This window comes from Lacibacter sp. H375 (assembly GCF_037892425.1).
Taxonomy (GTDB): Bacteria; Bacteroidota; Bacteroidia; order Chitinophagales; family Chitinophagaceae; genus Lacibacter.
The window spans coordinates 3781951-3799701 of record NZ_JBBKTT010000001.1; the positions used below are offsets into that span (position 1 = coordinate 3781951).

Below are 17751 nucleotides of genomic sequence, written 5' to 3' on the forward strand. Positions count from 1 at the left end.
AATGAAACAATTACTCGTAATTCTTGGCTTGATTTCTTTAGTTGCATTTGCTTTCCGGAGCGATGAGAAAGATACTTTTTCTGTAAAAGAAAATTTTACATACGCAGGTAAGCAATTAAAGAATATGCTTACTGCAACGGAAAATAACAAACTTGGTTTTCCCCGTACCATAAATAAAACAGGAAAGTTGGTTACAACAAATATGTATGACTGGACACCGGGTTTCTTTCCCGGAAGCTTGTGGTATGCAGCAGAGTTTACAAAAGATACTGCATTGAAAAATGCAGCACGGCAATGGACAGAACGTCTTGAGCCTCTGAAAACATTTACCCAGCATCACGATCTTGGTTTTATGATGTATTGCAGTTATGGTAATGCCTACCGGCTCACCGGAAATGAAGCTTATAAAAATATTCTTGTAGAGTCTGCTAAATCGCTCAGTACAAGATTTAACCCGGCTGTAGGCTGTATTAAATCGTGGAATTCATTCAAGTCGTGGCATGGAGATAAAACCTACAACTACCCGGTGATTATTGACAATATGATGAATCTTGAATTACTCTTCTTTGCATCAAAGGTTACAGGCGATACCTCCTTCCGACATATTGCTATTACCCATGCAGAAAATACTATGAAGAACCAGGTAAGAAAAGATTACTCATCGTATCATGTTGTCTGTTACGATACCATTACCGGTAAAGTGGCAGGAAGAGAAACCGCACAAGGCTATGCAGATAATTCAACCTGGTCGAGAGGACAGGCATGGGCGATTTATGGGTTCACTATGGTGTATCGTGAAACAAAAGATCCCCGCTTTTTAAAAACAGCAGAAGGGTTGGCAGATTTTTTTATGAATCACAAAAATCTTCCTGCCGATAAAATTCCCTATTGGGATTTTAATGCAAATCAACAAGGCTATACGCCCGGTGTTCGTTCTAACGCAAATAATGTGCAACAACTTTACCGTGATGCATCAGCAGCAGCAATTGTGGCTTCAGCTTTAATGGAGCTGAGTACATATAGCAGAACTAAAGGAAATAAGTATCGCAGTTTTGCAGTGAAGATACTGCATACATTATCAAGTAAGGCTTACAGGGCGCCTATAGGTAATAATGGTAATTTTCTATTGATGCAATCTGTTGGTAGTGTCCCTCACAACTCTGAAATTAATGTGCCGCTGGTGTATGCTGATTATTATTTTCTCGAAGCACTGCACCGTCACGATCTGTTGATAAAAGGAAAGAAACTCTTTACAATTCAGAAAGGATAAGTTCTGTAATTTCATGCCTTCTTCTATTTTATGCTCAATTGATTTCCATGAAAAAAAGTTTCACACTTTTAGCCTTTTTATTTTTAGCAATTTTATCGATACATAATGTACTTGCACAAAAGACAAAGAAAAAAGAACAGCTGCAACCTGCAGTCATAACTGGTCAGCAAGACAGGTTGTTTTGGGCAAATACATTGTATAAGATCGCTTATCCCGTTGTACATAATCTTGCCGAAGGAACACTGAAACAAAATTTGCCATTAGAACAAGGTCCTGGTTATTTCTTACCGGTAAAGAAGGTTACTTATTTGGAAGCTGTTGGCCGCACAATGGCAGGGCTTGCACCTTGGTTAGCATTGCCTGATGATGAAACAGCAGAGGGCAAAATGCGTAAACAAATGCGAGATGAATTGTTGAAAGGTTTAGCCAATGCTGTCGATCCGAACCACCCGGATTATCTCAACTTCAGAACAGAAGCTCAGCCGATTGTTGATGCAGCTTTTTTAGCGCATGCATTCATCCGTGCACCGAAAGCATTGTGGGAGCCGCTCGATGAAATAACAAAGAAACGTTTCATTGAAGAATTTAAATCATTACGCACAAGAAAAGCAGGGTATAACAACTGGTTATTGTTTGCAGGACTTACAGAGGGATTTTTATTGACAACAGGAGAGCAGCATGATCCTGCACGTATCGATTTTTCTATTCGTAAAATGAAAGAATGGTATGAGGGTGATGGCTGGTATTCTGATGGAGAAAAATTCAGCATGGATTATTACAACTCGTTTGTCATTCATCCAATGCTTGTTGATCTGCTTGGAATATTGGTTGAAAAGAAAATGGCACAGCAGCAGGAATATGATCTTGCTTTGCAACGTATGATCCGTTACAGTGAATTTCTTGAACGTGTGATTGCACCGGATGGAACTTATCCTGCATTTGGCCGTTCCATTACTTACCGCACAGCTGCGTTCCAGGCATTGGCACAAACTGCATTAATGGAAAAACTACCTGCACATGTTTCACCTGCACAGGTTCGCTGCGGATTAACTGCGGTAATGCATAAGATGTTTGATGGCAACCAGAACTTCGATGCCAATGGTTGGCTGGTTTTAGGTTTCAACGGACATCAACCAATGGTGGCTGATCAATACACTTCAACAGGTAGTTTGTATTTGACCACACTTGGTTTTTTAACATTGGGTCTTCCGGCAGAAAATAAATTCTGGACAGATCCTGCTGCTAGCTGGACAAGCAAAAAAGCATGGAATGGTGATGTGCTCAAAAAAGATTACAAAGTGGAATATTGATTTTTCATTCTACAGCAAGATTATTAAATGGCTCAATGTTTTGCGCAAATATCCTTGCTTCTCACTTTTTTATTTCAGATGAAAGTAACGGCCAATCAGGATTATACACATGTTCCTGTTTCATCAGCTGCTCAATTACTTTTACAACTTGTGGATATTTCGCTGCAAGATTTGTTTGTTCTGATGGATCTGTATTGAGATTATATAATTCAATCGGCGCATTTTCGTTTTTACTTACACCTAAACGAACACCTTTCCATTTGCCCCAACGTACGGCTTGCCGTCCATCGTTTTCATGAAACTCCCAATAGAAATGCGGATGGAGCTTTTGTTTGCCTTTATTCAATAACAATAGCGGCGCAATCGAAATGCCGTCGATCTTTTCTGTCACAGGTACATTCGCCAGTTCTAAAAAAGTTGGATACATATCCCATAAAGCAGCAGGTTGTGTTACAACAGCAGGTTTGATTTTTGTTGGCCAGTATGCAATGAAAGGAACACGCATACCACCTTCATACAAATCACGTTTGATACCACGATAAATTCCATTGCTGTTAAAGAAATCAGGATCACCACCGTTTTCTTTATGCGGCCCATTATCGCTGCTGAAGATGATGAGAGTATTTTCTGCCAATCCTTTTTCTTTAATGGCTTTTACAATTTCACCAACATACATATCCAGACGGCCAACCATTGCCGCAAATTGTGCATGTGGATATGGTTCGGGCTGCATATTGTGTGGTCTTGTTTTTAATGCATTGCCGGTAAGTGGCTGTTCATTGAATTTCTGTTTGTAATAATTATACAAACTGTCATGTGGGCCAATCACGTCTCCATGCGGTAACGTGTAAGAGAGATACATGAAGAACGGTTTATTGTTCGCTTCTTTAATGTATTGCATGGCTTGCTGATGAATTAACGCAGCAGAATAAATTGAATCGTATTGTTTGTTGAGTGAAAGATCAACCTTGTCATGATTCTTCCAGAGATAAGGCGGATAGAAATCGTGTGCTAAACTCTGATCGTTATAACCATAAAACAAATCGAAACCTTTCTTATTCGGGTCTCCACTGTTCTGGTTAAAACCCATTCCCCATTTGCCAAATGTTGCTGTTGCATATCCATTTTGCTGTAAATAGTTGGCAAAGGTTTTGGTTGATTCAGGCAAAGGAGTTTGACCTTCGGGTGCAAATTGTTTATTGCCACGAATAGGAGTGTGGCCTGTATGCAAACCCGTCATCAACGATGTACGTGAAGGAGCACATACTGATGTGCCTGAATAAAATGAAGTAAACTTTTTTCCTTTTGCTGCCAGCGTATCAAGATTGGGTGTTTCAATTTTCTGTTGACCATAACAACCGATCTCGCCATAACCAAGATCATCGGCAAAAATGAAAATGATATTCGGTTGTTTTGTTTGTGCTGTAACTACCGACGATGCACTAAAAATCAAAAGCAGGAATATCGGGGAAGCAAGTTTCATTGATGAATACATTGGTTAATTAGTTAGTAAAAGTTACTTTAAGTAGCCCTATTTCTTTTTTATTTATGTATGGAACAATTATGTATTCATTTTCTACAACTTGAAGCTGCGGCAACAGAAAGTTGTAGCTGCTTTGTACTCGTAAAGGAATGGTTTCAAAATGATTTTGTTCTCCGGGGTAAACCAACAACAAGCCCCTTTTTCTTGCAACAAGCTCTTCAATCACTAATAAGTACGATCTGTTTTGCATTTTAAAATGAGCATAAGGCCAGGGATGTATTTTATAGTAATTACCATCGTTCTTCACAAGACTATCTTTGATCCGCTCAAAATTATTGTTTAATAACGTCATTAGCACAGCAGTAGGCTTGAAGTTACTGTTGGAATTTGAACTGAAAGCATTTAAGCCAACCTCCGGTACATACGGAGTAAAGTCGGCAGTAGGAGGCGTGAATCTAGGCAAAACAGAACTTTTATCTAAGTTGGAATTGTTGCTGTAGCTTTTTGGTTGCAGATAGAAGGAACTTACCCAACCAAGTGTATTTGTTTTTTCTATCATAAACGCAGAGGCAGCGTTGTTCCGGAAAATGTTTGCCAACGTTTGTACAGGTACTATTTCATTAAGTGTACTGTTTAAACTTGCCATAAACATACCGGGGTTTGCTCCTCTGTAACCCAAAGGCGTTTTGAGTATAGAATAAAGGAAAAAGCTTGAATCGTCTGGATTGTACCTGAATTTCGGATTGAAGTAAACATATTTGCCACTTTCAAATTGCTTACTGAAAAAAAGGCTGGTATGCAGATCGATTTTATAAAAACTGAGAATATTTTTCTCGTCATCATCTTTGCTGGTTTTTAATATCAGCAACTGATTTTCCTGCAGTGTTGCTTCTTTAAGATCGTCATACTTCAGATCGAAAGGAAACAATATCTGTGTTATTGATTTCTTGTTATCATCAGTAAAGTTTACAATGGTAGATCTTATTTTTTTCAGCTGACTATGGTAGGTATGTGCAATTAATGAAAGATTATTGTTGTTATTAAAAAGCTGAAAAGTTGCTGTGCTTTTGTTCCAGAGCGAATCAGCAGGATCAGTAAGTAAATACGAAACATCCTTTAAACTTCCTTCTCTATTAATTCGGATTAGTTGATGATACGATGGTTGAAATGCATGCATGTACAATAAATAGTGATCACGTAATTGCAGCATACGGATATCGCATTTTTCGGGGAAGCGGATATTTAGTTCCCTGGTTGTATGCAGTTGTAACTGATCGTTAAAAACATAAACAACAGGTTTGTTGCCTGGGGCGAGGTAAAGTAAGTGATGAAAACCGTTGATATTTGCCAGTAGCTGAAGTTCGCCTGCGCCAGGTGTTTTTAACACACTTTTGCTGTATTGTATCTTCTGTGCTGAACATACAATACAGCATAAAGAAAGTAATATGGTAAGCAGTCGATAGTAGTTCATATGCAAACAAATAGCCGTGTTCATAAAAGTAACCGGCTATTTCTAAATGATCTGTTACAAATTGGTCCGGCACTTTATTTCACCGGCTCATAAATTTCAACTTCTATGATACTGATACGGCCTTTGCTGTTGGCATCATTACGACTGACGCCATCATCCAGCTTCTTACCAGATACTTCTGTTGTTGTTTCGCCGGTTAAGTTAGCTGATTTTACTAATTCAATTTTCACCTTCTTGCCGGTCAATCGTTTGCACACAAGAGTACAATAACCTAAGCTTGTTGGCGTGTTTCCGCTAAATACTTCCTGCCCATCAACTGAAATGCGTATGGGGTAGCTGCGTGAACGGAAATTATTAAGTTTCAATGTTACCTCACTAACAATAGTCGGTTGTTGCAGTTCATATTCTATCCATGCCGTTGAAAGATTTCCATCATTATACCAATCAGTCAATTCGTTGTCATCATAGCTGGCAAAAACGCTATCGCTCATTGAACCTGCAGTTGCTTTTACAATCGTTAAGGCATTTCTTTTTTGCACAAACGATGGAGTGGTAGGAGTGGGGCCACGTTGAAGATTACTTTTTAATCCGAACGATGGTAACTGTGCACTAAGACCATTGTTAACAAGTACAGCTGTTGATAGTAATTGCAATGAAGCAGGTTTTAGTCCATCAGCAGTGGCACTTAGTTTTATTTGTCCGGCTTTTGTTGTAGAGCGGATGAGTACACGGTTCACGCCGTTTTCAACAGGAAGTTGTTTAGCAAGTATATAATTATCTTTTCCTTGCGCCATACCACCTCGCCATTCTGCTTCACCTTCCAGTTTAAAGTTGATCATGTTCATAGCAATTGGACAACGCTGACCGGAAGCATCAACTACTTCTACTTCCACTAATGCCAGATCATTACCATTGGCCTGTATTCCTTTTGGATGAGTGATGGACTTTAAACGAATTGCAACAGGCTTGCCGGACGTTGCTTTTTGTGTGCTGCAGAGTTGTTTGCCATTTGCATCATAGCCAACTGCTTTGATGATTCCTGTTTGCCAGCGAACCTGTTTAAATGTAAACTGGAAACGGTTGCTCTGTACACCAAAGCCTAAGGATTTTCCGTTGACAAACAGTTCCACTTTTTCGGCAGATGAGATTACAAACATATCCTTCACGATTGTATCACTGTAATTCCAATGACCAATAATGTGAATGCCCGGTTTTTCAACATCAACCCAACCATCCCACATTACCTGATGCGCATAGAAATTTTCTTTGATGATACGTAATGCATCAACTTCACCGCTTCTTCTGTAATTTTCTGCACCCCGGTGATGGGTGTTTGTTTCGGAGAACACAATGTTCACACCGCCGGAACTAACTCGTTTACCTGTGCCGGGCCGTTCTTTCCAGAAATCATACCAGCGTGCAATATTTTCCAACGCATGCGATTCCATGTTTCGGTTATAAACTTTTGCCGGTTCACCTTTATGCAAAGGGCCATCTCCGTCTTTGTGATAAGGTGGTGAATAATCATCCCAATACTTACGTAAACCTTCGTCCCTTGAATACTCCATCGCCCATACCGGAATGTTTGCACTTTTATTGACGTATAACATCTCGCCGCCATACTCAGCAGTATAGCTGTTGAGCATTTCTCTGCTGCCAATGGCACGACCACCAAACGGATCGTATTCATCACGAATGCATTTCATTTCGATCATGTGTTGTTCACTGATGCTTTCATTACCACATTCGTAAAATATAATGCTGGGATTGTTACGGTTATAAATAATGGCATCACGCATAACAGTTTTGCGTTGTTCCCAACGTGTACCTGTTACATCTCTTTCTGCATCGCCAGCAGGCATTGCCTGCATCAACCCAACACGATCACAACTTTCCACATCCTGTTTCCATGGTGTGATATGCATCCAACGTACAAGATTGCCATTGCTCTCCACCATCAGTTTATTACTGTAATCGCTTAACCATGCAGGAACGCTCATGCCAATGGCTGGCCACTCATTTGATGTACGTTGCGCATAACCATGCACCTGTATCACACGATCATTTAAATAGATCATGCCGTCTTTAAATGCTGTTTTGCGAAATCCTGTTTTTGTAACAACAACATCCACCACTTTGCCATTGATCAATAAACTTGTTTCTACATCGTATAAATAACCATAACCCCAGCTCCAGAAATTAAGATTTTCTGTGGCAGCTGATGAACTGATCGTTTTTGTTTCGTTTGGACCAATGATAATTTGAGCAGACGAAAATGTTTTAACCAACAGCCCGTTCATATCTTTTACTGTAACAGCATAGGATACGGTTTGCACTTTACCTGATTCATTCTTTACTTCAGATGCTGCAACAATGGTTGCTTTCCTGTTTTTAATATCAAAGTCATTGGCATAGATATAAGTTCCTGTGGTGCCAAGATTATTATACAGTGGTAATGTTTGATAAACGTTTCCGGTAACATGCAGAAATACATTTTTACTAAGGCCACCATAGTTTGCATTAAAATTCTTATCGATCCATTGGTATTTTGTGTTGGTTGCTTTCTCACGGTATTCCCAACTGTTGTCCGTACGCACAGCAATTATGTTTTCTTCGTTACCAAACTTCAATAATTTGCTGATGTCGAAACCAAAAGCTGTTACACCATTTTCATGCAATCCAACATATTGACCATTAACATATATGGCAGCGGCTTGTCGCACACCTTCAAATTCAATAAATACTTTTTGTCCTTTTGCAGTCAGGGGAAGTATGAATTTCTTCCTGTACCATGCAATGCCAGTTGAAAGATCAACGATGTCGTTTTTAAACGCTTCATCTTCGTTCCAGGCATAGGGTAGTGTTACCTGTTTCCATTTTGAATCATCGTAAGACAAATTGATTGCTGATGAATCATCTCCTTTATATACTTTCCATGCAGGATTGAAATTATATTTCGTTCGTTGTGCAAATGAGTTTACACTTGCTGATAAAAGAACAGCAAACAGCAGCAATCTTTTCATGTGTCAGGTGTTATTTTAATTTACTTATTTCTGTTCCCGCCAGCAGGAAACAGCCTAAGCCATAATCTTCAAAATCGGGAGTATTTGTATACGAAACCGGTTGACCATCTTTAGGTTCTTTACCTGTGCCTTGAACATAGCCCAATTTACCATCGGGATGAACTGCTTCTTTGCACATAGCATTCCACGCTTTTGCAATGGATGATTTGTATGTTTTTTTATCGAGGATGCCGTTGTTAATACCCCATGCGAACCCATAGATAAATAATGATGTGCCGGAAACTTCTTTACCACCAAAATTATTGGGATCATTTAAACTTACATTCCAATAACCATCTGCACGTTGCAACGGTAATAAAGCAGCACACATATCTTTAAAGTCCTGTAAGTATTCATTGTAGTGCGGATCAGTTTTTGGCAATGCTTCCAATGTCTTTGCTAAAGCTGCAACAACCCAGCCATTACCACGGCTCCAGTAACAATCATCGCCATTAGGTTCTTTATAAGGTGGAACAAAATCTTTATCTCTCCACCAGAGTTTTTCAGTCTGGTTGTACAATCCATTGCCACCATGTTTGTATTTGGTGAAGGCGTACATTTCATACATACGGCTGAAATAATTTGTATCATTATACAGGTTGCCGAGTTTTACAAACACCGGCATCGCCATTTGTAATGCATCGATCCAGTTCCAGTCATCCACTTTTTTTGTGATCATCATTGAGTCGATGGACGCTTTAATATCTTTTACACGTTCAGGATGTTGTTTGTTATCGATCAGGTACATGTCGATATAGGTTTGTCCGCAACATTGGTTATCGGCATTACGTGTTTTAATTCCACCACGTAAACCCCATTTATGTTTTTCGCCCCATTGCAATGCGTAATCGTAATATGCTTTTTGTTTATCAATGCTGTATAAAGCCATCAAACCTTCATAGTAAACAGCACGTGTCCAGATATTGCTGGGACGTTCGATATTGGTAAAAATTGATTTGCCAGCATCGGGCCATTTATTCATGAAATACTGGTTGGTAAGTCGGAGAGTCTTCAGAATTTTTTTCTTTGATGGAATTTTTTGAGCCGATGTGGTTAGTGTTAAGGCACAAAACAGCAGCAGGCAACTGATTCTTTTTAGCATAGCAGCAATGTTAATTATTTAAGATTCAATATTACTCGATTATAAAGGGGGGAGCGTCCTGCTGCATCCTGAACAGCTTCTTATTATTTTTTGCCTTTACACTTCGTCATTAAGGTTTTTAAATATCCATCAGTCGATATATAACAACTTTTGTAACGTTATATAGGTGATTGGTAAAATTCTTCGGGAACGATTGCGTAAAAAAAATAAGCGAAACAGGATGGGGCAGGATAGGGTCACTTCGGATTTCTTATACTTTTAACCGTCTTTTTTTAACCTTAACAATTGCTGCTAATATGAATTTAAAAAATCAAGCACGCTCCTGCGTGCTGTTGTTGCTGTCATTTGTATTTATCTCTACGTCCTTTTCACAAAACACATTTAAAGTTTCGGGTAAAGTAACCGATGATGCAGGGAGAGCTGTTTCCGGTGCCAGTGTTTTAGTGAAAGGAACTACAATCGGTACTACTACTAGTCTTGATGGAGGGTTTGAGTTAAATGCTCCTTCAGGTAAATCGGTACTGGTTATTTCCTCAGTTGGTTTTGCCGATCAGGAAATCGATATTAATAACCGGTCAACAATTACTGTATCGTTAGTAACCGGAGCATCAAATCTTGAAGATGTGGTAGTGGTAGGTTACGGAACCCGAAAAAAGAGTGATGTAACGGGCTCTGTTGCTGGTATAAACCAGAAAGAAATCAGGTCTCGCCCGGTAGACAATGCTTTAATGGCTATGCAAGGTAAAGTTGCCGGTGTTGATATTACTTCAAACGAAAGGCCGGGTCAAGTAGGTAGTATCAATATTCGTGGCGTTCGTTCGCTTACAGCATCTAATACACCGCTTTTTGTTGTTGATGGTATCCCATTAACAACCGGGGGTATTGATTACATTAATCCAAACGACATTGAATCAATTGACGTTTTAAAAGATGCATCAGCTACTGCAATTTTTGGATCGAGAGGCGCCAATGGGGTTGTTATCGTTACAACTAAACAGGGTAAAGTTGGTAAAGTGCAAGTGAATCTTTACAACTCAGTTACTTTCGAAACAATCAGAGATTGGGCTCCAATCATGTCAGCGTCGGAATACATTGATTTTCGCCGCTGGGCCGTATATTACAGTAACCCGGCAGTGCGCCCTAGAGGTGATGCGCCCACAATTGCCAATGACAGGGATATTTTCCTCGCCACAGCTGATCCGACAGCCTGGAAAAATATTAGCAAAGGCTGGGCTTCAGGCACATGGGATGGTTCAAAAGTGGGTAACACCGATTGGACAGGGTTAGTATCACAAACTGGTATTACAACTGATAATACCATTAGTGTTAGTGGTGGTACAAAAAATATAAAGGCGTATGGTTCATTCGGGTATTTGAATAATAAGGGTACTTCTCTTGGCCAAAAATTTACAAGGTATTCAGCAAAAACAAGCGTGGATATACAAGCTACTGACTGGTTTAACATGGGAGCCAGTATGAATGTTACTTACGGAATCCAGGAGTTTGGTCAGTCCAATCTCATCATTGGTTCATTTGTTGGAACACCTGCTACAAGTATCTATGGTTCGGCCAGGGGATTGTTTAAGTGGGCACAACCATATGATTCGGCAGGAAACAGAATTCTTTACCCCGGAGGAGATGTGGCAATAAAAACAGTTGTGGGTGAACAGAATTTTACACAAGATCAGAGAGCTACATTACGTGCTTTCGGAAGCCTTCATGCACAACTTGATTTCGGAAAAATTCATCCAGTTTTGAAAGGATTAAAATACCGTCTGAACTTTGGCCCTGATTTCTCAAGCTATACAAATGGCGTTTACATTGATGGCCAGTCTGCAGCCAGCAGTGGTATTAACGGAGCTTCTTTGCAGGAATCCAAGACATATTCGTGGACATTGGATAATCTTGTTTACTACGATAAAGAAATTAAGAAACACAGTTTTGGTCTAACGCTATTGCAAAGTGCTACTAAGTTTCATGCTAATCCTGTAAATCGTATTACAGGTACAGGCATACCTTTTGCAAGCCAAAAATGGAATGCACTCCACAACGGAGTACTTCCAGCTACTAATTTAACTGTTGCTCAAACTTCAGATTTGATCGAGCGTCAGTTAGTGAGTTACATGGCTCGTTTAAATTATGGATTTGACGATAAATATTTATTGACTGTTTCTGTACGTTCAGATGGAGCATCACAGCTTGCGGAAGGAAATAAATTTGACCTGTTCCCAAGTGCTGCAGTGGCATGGAGAATCAACAGAGAAAACTTTATGCAAAATGTTGGCTGGTTGAATGATTTAAAACTTCGTGTAGGGGTGGGTGTTACAGGTAACTCAGCAATTGATGCTTATAAAACAAAAGGTAGAACATCGCCTTTCTTTTATCCAGTAGGAGGTGCTGTTAATGCTGCCTCGCTTCCTGTTGTAGAGTTTGCAAACAAAGATCTTCGTTGGGAAAAAACAACCCAATATAATCTGGGTCTTGATTTCTCAATATTCAAAAGCAGAATTTCAGGTGTGATTGATGCTTACACTTCACAAACCAAAGATCTGTTAATGGCCCGTTTGATACCCAGCGTTACAGGTTATACAACAACATTTCAAAACGTAGGAGAAACGGCAAACAAGGGTGTTGACATTAACATCAATACAGTTAACATTACTACCAAAAACTTTCAATGGACAAGCAATATAAATGCTTCATGGCAAAAGGATAAAATTGTTACCCTCGCAAATGGTAAACAAGATGACATCAATAATAACTGGTTTATTGGCCAACCAAATGGGGTAATTTATGGCTTTGAATCAAATGGTATGTGGCAATATGCCGATACAGGAACAATGCGCAAGTTTGGTCTTAACGGTAACACATTTACTCCGGGTCAGGTAAGACCCATTGACCAGAATGGCGATAACAAAATAGATGCCAACAACGATCGTACAATTATTGGTCACACAAGACCCCGTTGGATAGTTGGTATGACAAACAGTTTCACCTATAAAAACTTTGAGTTGTCAATCTTTATTTACGGTCGTCTCAATTATTGGTTTAGTACAGGTGGTGAAGCTCAAACTGCACGTGGCAATCAACGTCAGATCGACTACTGGACAGAAAATAACCAGGATGCGGAATATCAGAAGCCATTCTATTCTGTTGGTTCTGGTGATAATTATTCTGCTTCACTGGGCTACAAAAAAGCATCGTTTTTGAAAATCAGGAACATTTCTGCTGCATATAACGTTCCGGCAAAACTCCTGACTAATCTGCACATGTCAAGTCTTCGTGTTTATTTCCAGGCAGCAAACCCCGGTATGCTGTTTTCGCAAATCAAATTCATGGACATGGATGCAGTATCAATGTTCTCAAACCGTGGTTATACTTTTGGAGTTAACGTAGGATTCTAAATTGATTATTACTTGTTGGTATACTTTTAAGATAAGGATCAACAATAAAAAAATAAAAGATGAAAAATAAAATAATTAAAATAAGCATTGTTGCCATCCTTGCAGTGATGGTTACTTCGTGTAAAAAAACATTTTTGGACGAGAATCTTCAAACCATAAGGGATCTGGAGTATTATAAAACAGATGCCGGAATTCAGCAGTTGGTTTATGGAGCCTATCACCAGGTATTTGCTACACCTTTTAATGGCGAAATGGCATTTTCAAATATGTGCTATGGCGTGGATGAATTTCGTGTAGGTGGCGATCCTTCAAACGGAATGTATAATTCTTATGGCAATACGTTTGGATCATTTATTACACCGAATAATGGAAATACGGTAGCAGCAAACGCACAATGGGATAATTTATACATTGGTATCGGGCATGCTAACATGATCATTGAAAATGCAACTGCCAGTGCATCTACTGCCGATGCCATTAAGAAAACAGCCTTAGGTGAAGGCTATTTTTTACGTGCCTATAATTATTTGAGATTGGTTAGCCAGTATGGTGCAGTGCCGTTAAAAACTAAATCAAGTACTTCCGTTGAACTTGAATTTACACGTGCCACTCCAAAGGAAGTTTATGATTTGATTATTGCTGATTTTACACAAGCTTATAATCTCTTAGGCAATGCAGGTTCTCCTGCCAAAATAACCAAAGATGCTGCAGCTCACTTCCTGGCAAAAGCTTATTTGAGCCGAAGCAGTGAAATTAATGATTCATGGAACTCTTCAACAAAAGCTGCTGACTTAGCTGCAATCGGGCCATTATGCGATGCGGTTATTGCTAACCATTCATTAGCTCCCAACTTTGGTGATTTGTGGCGCTATACCGCACCTAACGGTGCCAATGAAAACCTCAGGGAAATCATTTTATCTGCACAGTTTACCTCAGACCTATCTGCAAGCGGTTCAAATACACAGCATTTATATTTTGTTTCACGCTATGAAGATATAACTCAAATGCAAAGGGATCTTAGTGGCGACCGTCCGTTCAGCCGTCTGGCACCAACCCATTTTATGTACAGGGTCTATGATATGCAAAACGACTCAAGGTTTTGGAAATCATTCAGAACAAAACACAAGGTTAATGCAGCGGCACCAACGGCCCCATATGTACAGGGTGATTTAGGAATTATGTATGTGATCAATCAACCTGGAGACACACGGTTTTCTGCGAACCTGTTAAATAATTCGGTGATCTATAGCGGAACCAATAAAACAATACCCCATGTTTATATTGCATATCGAAATGGACAGACAAATGACATTGGATGGAACGATACCCGCAAATTTCCATCACTAAGTAAGTTTATGGATGGGTCACGCACAGCAGGTTTTAACGATGTAAGAGGACTTCGTGATATTACACTTGCCCGTTCTGCTGAGACTTACTTAATTGCTGCGGAAGCAAAAATCAGGTTGGCAAAGTCAGGTACAGGATCTTATGCAGACGCCTTGCCATATATCAATACTGTAAGAGCCAGGGCTCAATATCAATCAGGTGAAAACCGTTCTGTTTATTATGATGGAGGTGCTGCACCAAGCAGTGCCCCTCAATCGATACCACCTTCTTTTTTCCCTGAGAATTCTTATTACGAATCAAATAATATTCCCGTAACAACTGCGGCTTCTGCAAGTTTAGCCGTTACTAACATTGCAACCTTACCGGCAAGTGATGAGTACATTATTAATGTGCTTGGCTATTCATCTACCTACGACCGGATGTTATGTTTCTTGCTGAATGAAAGATCGAGAGAACTTGCTGGTGAGTATTTGCGCTGGCAGGATCTGTCACGCACCAAAACATTGATAGCCCGTGCCAAGGCATTTAATCCTGATGCTGCACCCAACATTCAAGACCGTCATTTACTGAGGCCAATACCTCAGACATTCCTTGATGGTATTCAAATGAACGGTGTGGCCTTAACCGGAACACAAAAACAAGCAATGCAAAACCCAGGGTATTAATTATTTTTCATATTTAAAAAAAGCTGCTCAGTGAGCAGCTTTTTTTTTGCACGGAATTTACGGCATCGATTGCGTAAATGCTACTGCTTTTCAGGATGGCACATGACGGTTGACTGTTATTCCTACGCTAATTTAGTATCGTTAATAATAACATCGATTGCTGTTCGATGTGTTAACACAAATATTGATTGCTAAACGAAAAGATTGCTGCTGTATGACCTCTACAATTAAACTTGCTGCTGTATATCGTCATTTCAGACACCAGTTTCCATCCTGCAGCGCTCTACAACGGTTTCTTTCGAACAATCGATTTCTCCTTTATATCAATTCCGAAATTCTGTATTTATCAAACGAAATAAGAAATGATCTGTAGTAATATGTCTAAGAAAATAGCACAGGTATTCTTTTTTTTGGCGACGATGACGTCGTTCTTTGCCTGCCAGAAAAAATTCGACAAATTTTATGAGCGTCCTGATACGCTGGAACAGCCAATCTACCAGCAGTTGCAGGCAAAAGGAAAGTTTGGTCAATTCCTGAAGTTGATCGACAAAGCAGGGTATAAGCAAACGCTTTCCACTGCAGGTTTCTGGACACTTTTTGCACCACATGATTCTGCTGTCACCGTTTACCTTACGCAAAACAGTATTGCAAATGTTGATGCAATTGATTCGGCTTCGGCAAGAAAAATTGTAACATACTGCCTGGTGTACAATGCGTTTAAGCAAGAACGTATATCCGACTTCCAGAGCAATCTTGGCTGGGTTGAGAATGCAGCATTTAAACGCCGTACAGCAAACTACACAGGTGTTTATGATGCCGTAAACCTAACTGGACAAAGCATAAAAGCGATCGCATCAAATCGAAATAATACAGGAACATTTTTTTATGTTGATGCAGATAATAACAATAAGCATATCCCTATTTTCGAAACAGGGTTTATGACAGGTAAAACCTTAACAGCAACTGACTATAATTATTTCTACCCAACTTCAACTTATACTGGTTTTAATGTTGCTGAAGCAAAAGTGGTGGAAAAGGATATTCCCGCTGAAAATGGAGTTATTCACGTTGTTGACAGGGTGATCACCTCATTGCCAAGCCTCGATCAATACATTGGCAGTAATCCTAAATACAGTGAGTTTAAAAAATTAATGGACAGGTTTCTTGTAGCCTATGTATTAAATCAAACCGTATCCCAGAACTATAAAAATATTTACGGAACCTCTACTGATATCTACACAAAAGTGTTTGTTCCCAACATTGCTTTTTCTCCAAATAACGAGAATTTCCTGAAGCAGCAAGATAACGATGCTCAGTCTGATACCTATACCATGTTTGTGCCAGAGAATGCGGCTCTTCTGAATTATATTAATACAGTACTGTTAGAACATTACCCAAGTGTAGAATCGTTGCCTGTTAATATTATTTATGATTTTATGAATGCGCATATGTGGCGCACCGCAGTATGGCCTTCCAAATTTGCAACTACGTTTAACTCGGTTGGTGAAGAAGCAAGGTTTAATGCACAAACTGATGTTACTGATAAAAAGGTTTTGAGTAATGGTATCTTCTACGGTACAAACAAAGTGCAGGATGCAAATGTGTTCACGAGTGTATATGGAAAGGCTTACCTAAACCCGGCATATTCAATGATGACAGGGTTATTAAATCTTGATTTGAAATTCCAGATTTCGAATATTTATCAGAAATACACATTGTTTCTTATTAGCAATGCGGCTCTCAATGCAGCAGGCTATACCGCCGATGCTACAGTGAGTAATAACGTAAATGAGCAATGGCGTTATACACCACCTAATGGAGGTGCTGCCATAGTTGGTTCATCTGCTTTGGTGCGTTTGCAACGTATTTTAAATATGCACGTAATACCGGGAAGAGATATTACTTCTGCAACAACAGCTGGTGTTGCACAGTCTTATTCCGGTGAGTTTATTAAGTTCGATAACAACCAGGTGGTTGGTGCAGGTAATGGAGATCTTGGCACGGTGGCGAATGTTGTAAATAAGAAAACAGCCAGAAATGGAACAGTTTATTATATTGATAAGATACTTCAATTCAGTGATACCACTATTGGTAAACACATTTCAAAATTGGGTACACTGCCAACACCAGCAACCTCACCTTACAATTATTTCTGGCAATATTTAAGTAATTCACCAATATATACAGCCTCATCCGGCGAAATATTGCAGGTCGCATCCGGATCGTTCTATACTTTTTTTATACCTGATAATGCAGCCATATTAGCAGCCGTAAATGCCAATTTATTGCCCGGCACAGGAACAGCTCCTAATAAGGTTCCTCTCTTTAATCCAACATTACCAGCCGATAGAGAGAAGGTGTCTAATTTCATTTACTATCACATTTTGAATAAGAAAAATATTGCGACAGATGGGCAGGAGAGCGGAAGCTTCGAAACAATTTTCAAATTTCCGAATGGCGATCCTTCGAGCATTTTCGTGAATAATTCAACACCTAACACAATTATTTTGAATGATATGATGAACCGCTCTGCTAATGTAATAGTGGCATCAAGCAATCGTTTAAGCAACAGGTGTACCATTCATCTTATTAATAACTACCTGCGTTATAATTAAACCAATGACCCAAACAATGCAA

General features: G+C 39.5%; 9 protein-coding genes. 5 read left to right on the forward strand and 4 right to left on the reverse strand.

The features are described 5' to 3' along the window. Position 1 precedes the first annotated feature (1 nt). On the forward strand, positions 2–1270 hold the full coding sequence (locus tag WG954_RS16245; RefSeq protein ID WP_340437772.1) for a glycoside hydrolase family 88 protein: 1269 nt from the start codon (positions 2–4) through the stop codon (positions 1268–1270). Between the two features lie 47 nt (positions 1271–1317). Next, the gene (locus WG954_RS16250; protein WP_340437773.1) at positions 1318–2580 is read left to right on the forward strand and encodes a DUF2264 domain-containing protein; all 1263 of its coding nucleotides are present in this window, start codon (positions 1318–1320) and stop codon (positions 2578–2580) included. A 61-nt stretch (positions 2581–2641) separates the two neighbouring features. Here WG954_RS16250 and WG954_RS16255 read toward each other — a convergent pair whose 3' ends face one another. The 4 genes from WG954_RS16255 to WG954_RS16270 are packed head-to-tail and all read right to left on the reverse strand — an operon-like array spanning position 2642 to position 9698. Beyond that, complete coding sequence (locus WG954_RS16255; RefSeq protein ID WP_340437774.1) at positions 2642–4063, reverse strand: arylsulfatase; 1422 nt, start codon at positions 4061–4063, stop codon at positions 2642–2644. A 19-nt stretch (positions 4064–4082) separates the two neighbouring features. Further along, on the reverse strand, positions 4083–5558 hold the full coding sequence (locus tag WG954_RS16260) for a hypothetical protein (RefSeq protein WP_340437775.1): 1476 nt from the start codon (positions 5556–5558) through the stop codon (positions 4083–4085). Between the two features lie 50 nt (positions 5559–5608). Further along, positions 5609–8557, reverse strand: a complete 2949-nt coding sequence (locus tag WG954_RS16265) for a DUF4982 domain-containing protein (RefSeq protein WP_340437776.1) — start codon at positions 8555–8557, stop codon at positions 5609–5611. Positions 8558–8567: 10 nt separating this feature from the next. After that, on the reverse strand, positions 8568–9698 hold the full coding sequence (locus WG954_RS16270; protein WP_340437777.1) for a glycoside hydrolase family 88/105 protein: 1131 nt from the start codon (positions 9696–9698) through the stop codon (positions 8568–8570). A gap of 296 nt (positions 9699–9994) precedes the next feature. Here WG954_RS16270 and WG954_RS16275 point away from each other — a divergent pair, with 296 nt between their 5' ends. The 3 genes from WG954_RS16275 to WG954_RS16285 all read left to right on the forward strand — a co-directional run bounded on the left by WG954_RS16275 (position 9995) and on the right by WG954_RS16285 (position 17729). Next, positions 9995–13102: a SusC/RagA family TonB-linked outer membrane protein gene (locus WG954_RS16275; protein WP_340437778.1), complete on the forward strand. Its 3108-nt coding sequence runs from the start codon at positions 9995–9997 to the stop codon at positions 13100–13102. A 59-nt stretch (positions 13103–13161) separates the two neighbouring features. Continuing rightward, positions 13162–15114, forward strand: a complete 1953-nt coding sequence (locus WG954_RS16280) for a RagB/SusD family nutrient uptake outer membrane protein (protein WP_340437779.1) — start codon at positions 13162–13164, stop codon at positions 15112–15114. 377 nt (positions 15115–15491) lie between these two features. Further along, positions 15492–17729: a fasciclin domain-containing protein gene (locus tag WG954_RS16285; protein WP_340437780.1), complete on the forward strand. Its 2238-nt coding sequence runs from the start codon at positions 15492–15494 to the stop codon at positions 17727–17729. Positions 17730–17751: the final 22 nt, after the last annotated feature.

Excerpts from the sequence above, each read along its gene's own strand:
- WG954_RS16245 (WP_340437772.1), top strand. The coding sequence starts at position 2 with ATGAAACAATTACTCGTAATTCTTGGCTTGATTTCTTTAGTTGCATTT.
- WG954_RS16250 (WP_340437773.1), top strand. The coding sequence starts at position 1,318 with ATGAAAAAAAGTTTCACACTTTTAGCCTTTTTATTTTTAGCAATTTTA.
- WG954_RS16255 (WP_340437774.1), bottom strand. The coding sequence starts at position 4,063 with ATGAAACTTGCTTCCCCGATATTCCTGCTTTTGATTTTTAGTGCATCG.
- WG954_RS16260 (WP_340437775.1), bottom strand. The coding sequence starts at position 5,558 with ATGAACACGGCTATTTGTTTGCATATGAACTACTATCGACTGCTTACC.
- WG954_RS16265 (WP_340437776.1), bottom strand. The coding sequence starts at position 8,557 with ATGAAAAGATTGCTGCTGTTTGCTGTTCTTTTATCAGCAAGTGTAAAC.
- WG954_RS16270 (WP_340437777.1), bottom strand. The coding sequence starts at position 9,698 with ATGCTAAAAAGAATCAGTTGCCTGCTGCTGTTTTGTGCCTTAACACTA.
- WG954_RS16275 (WP_340437778.1), top strand. The coding sequence starts at position 9,995 with ATGAATTTAAAAAATCAAGCACGCTCCTGCGTGCTGTTGTTGCTGTCA.
- WG954_RS16280 (WP_340437779.1), top strand. The coding sequence starts at position 13,162 with ATGAAAAATAAAATAATTAAAATAAGCATTGTTGCCATCCTTGCAGTG.
- WG954_RS16285 (WP_340437780.1), top strand. The coding sequence starts at position 15,492 with ATGTCTAAGAAAATAGCACAGGTATTCTTTTTTTTGGCGACGATGACG.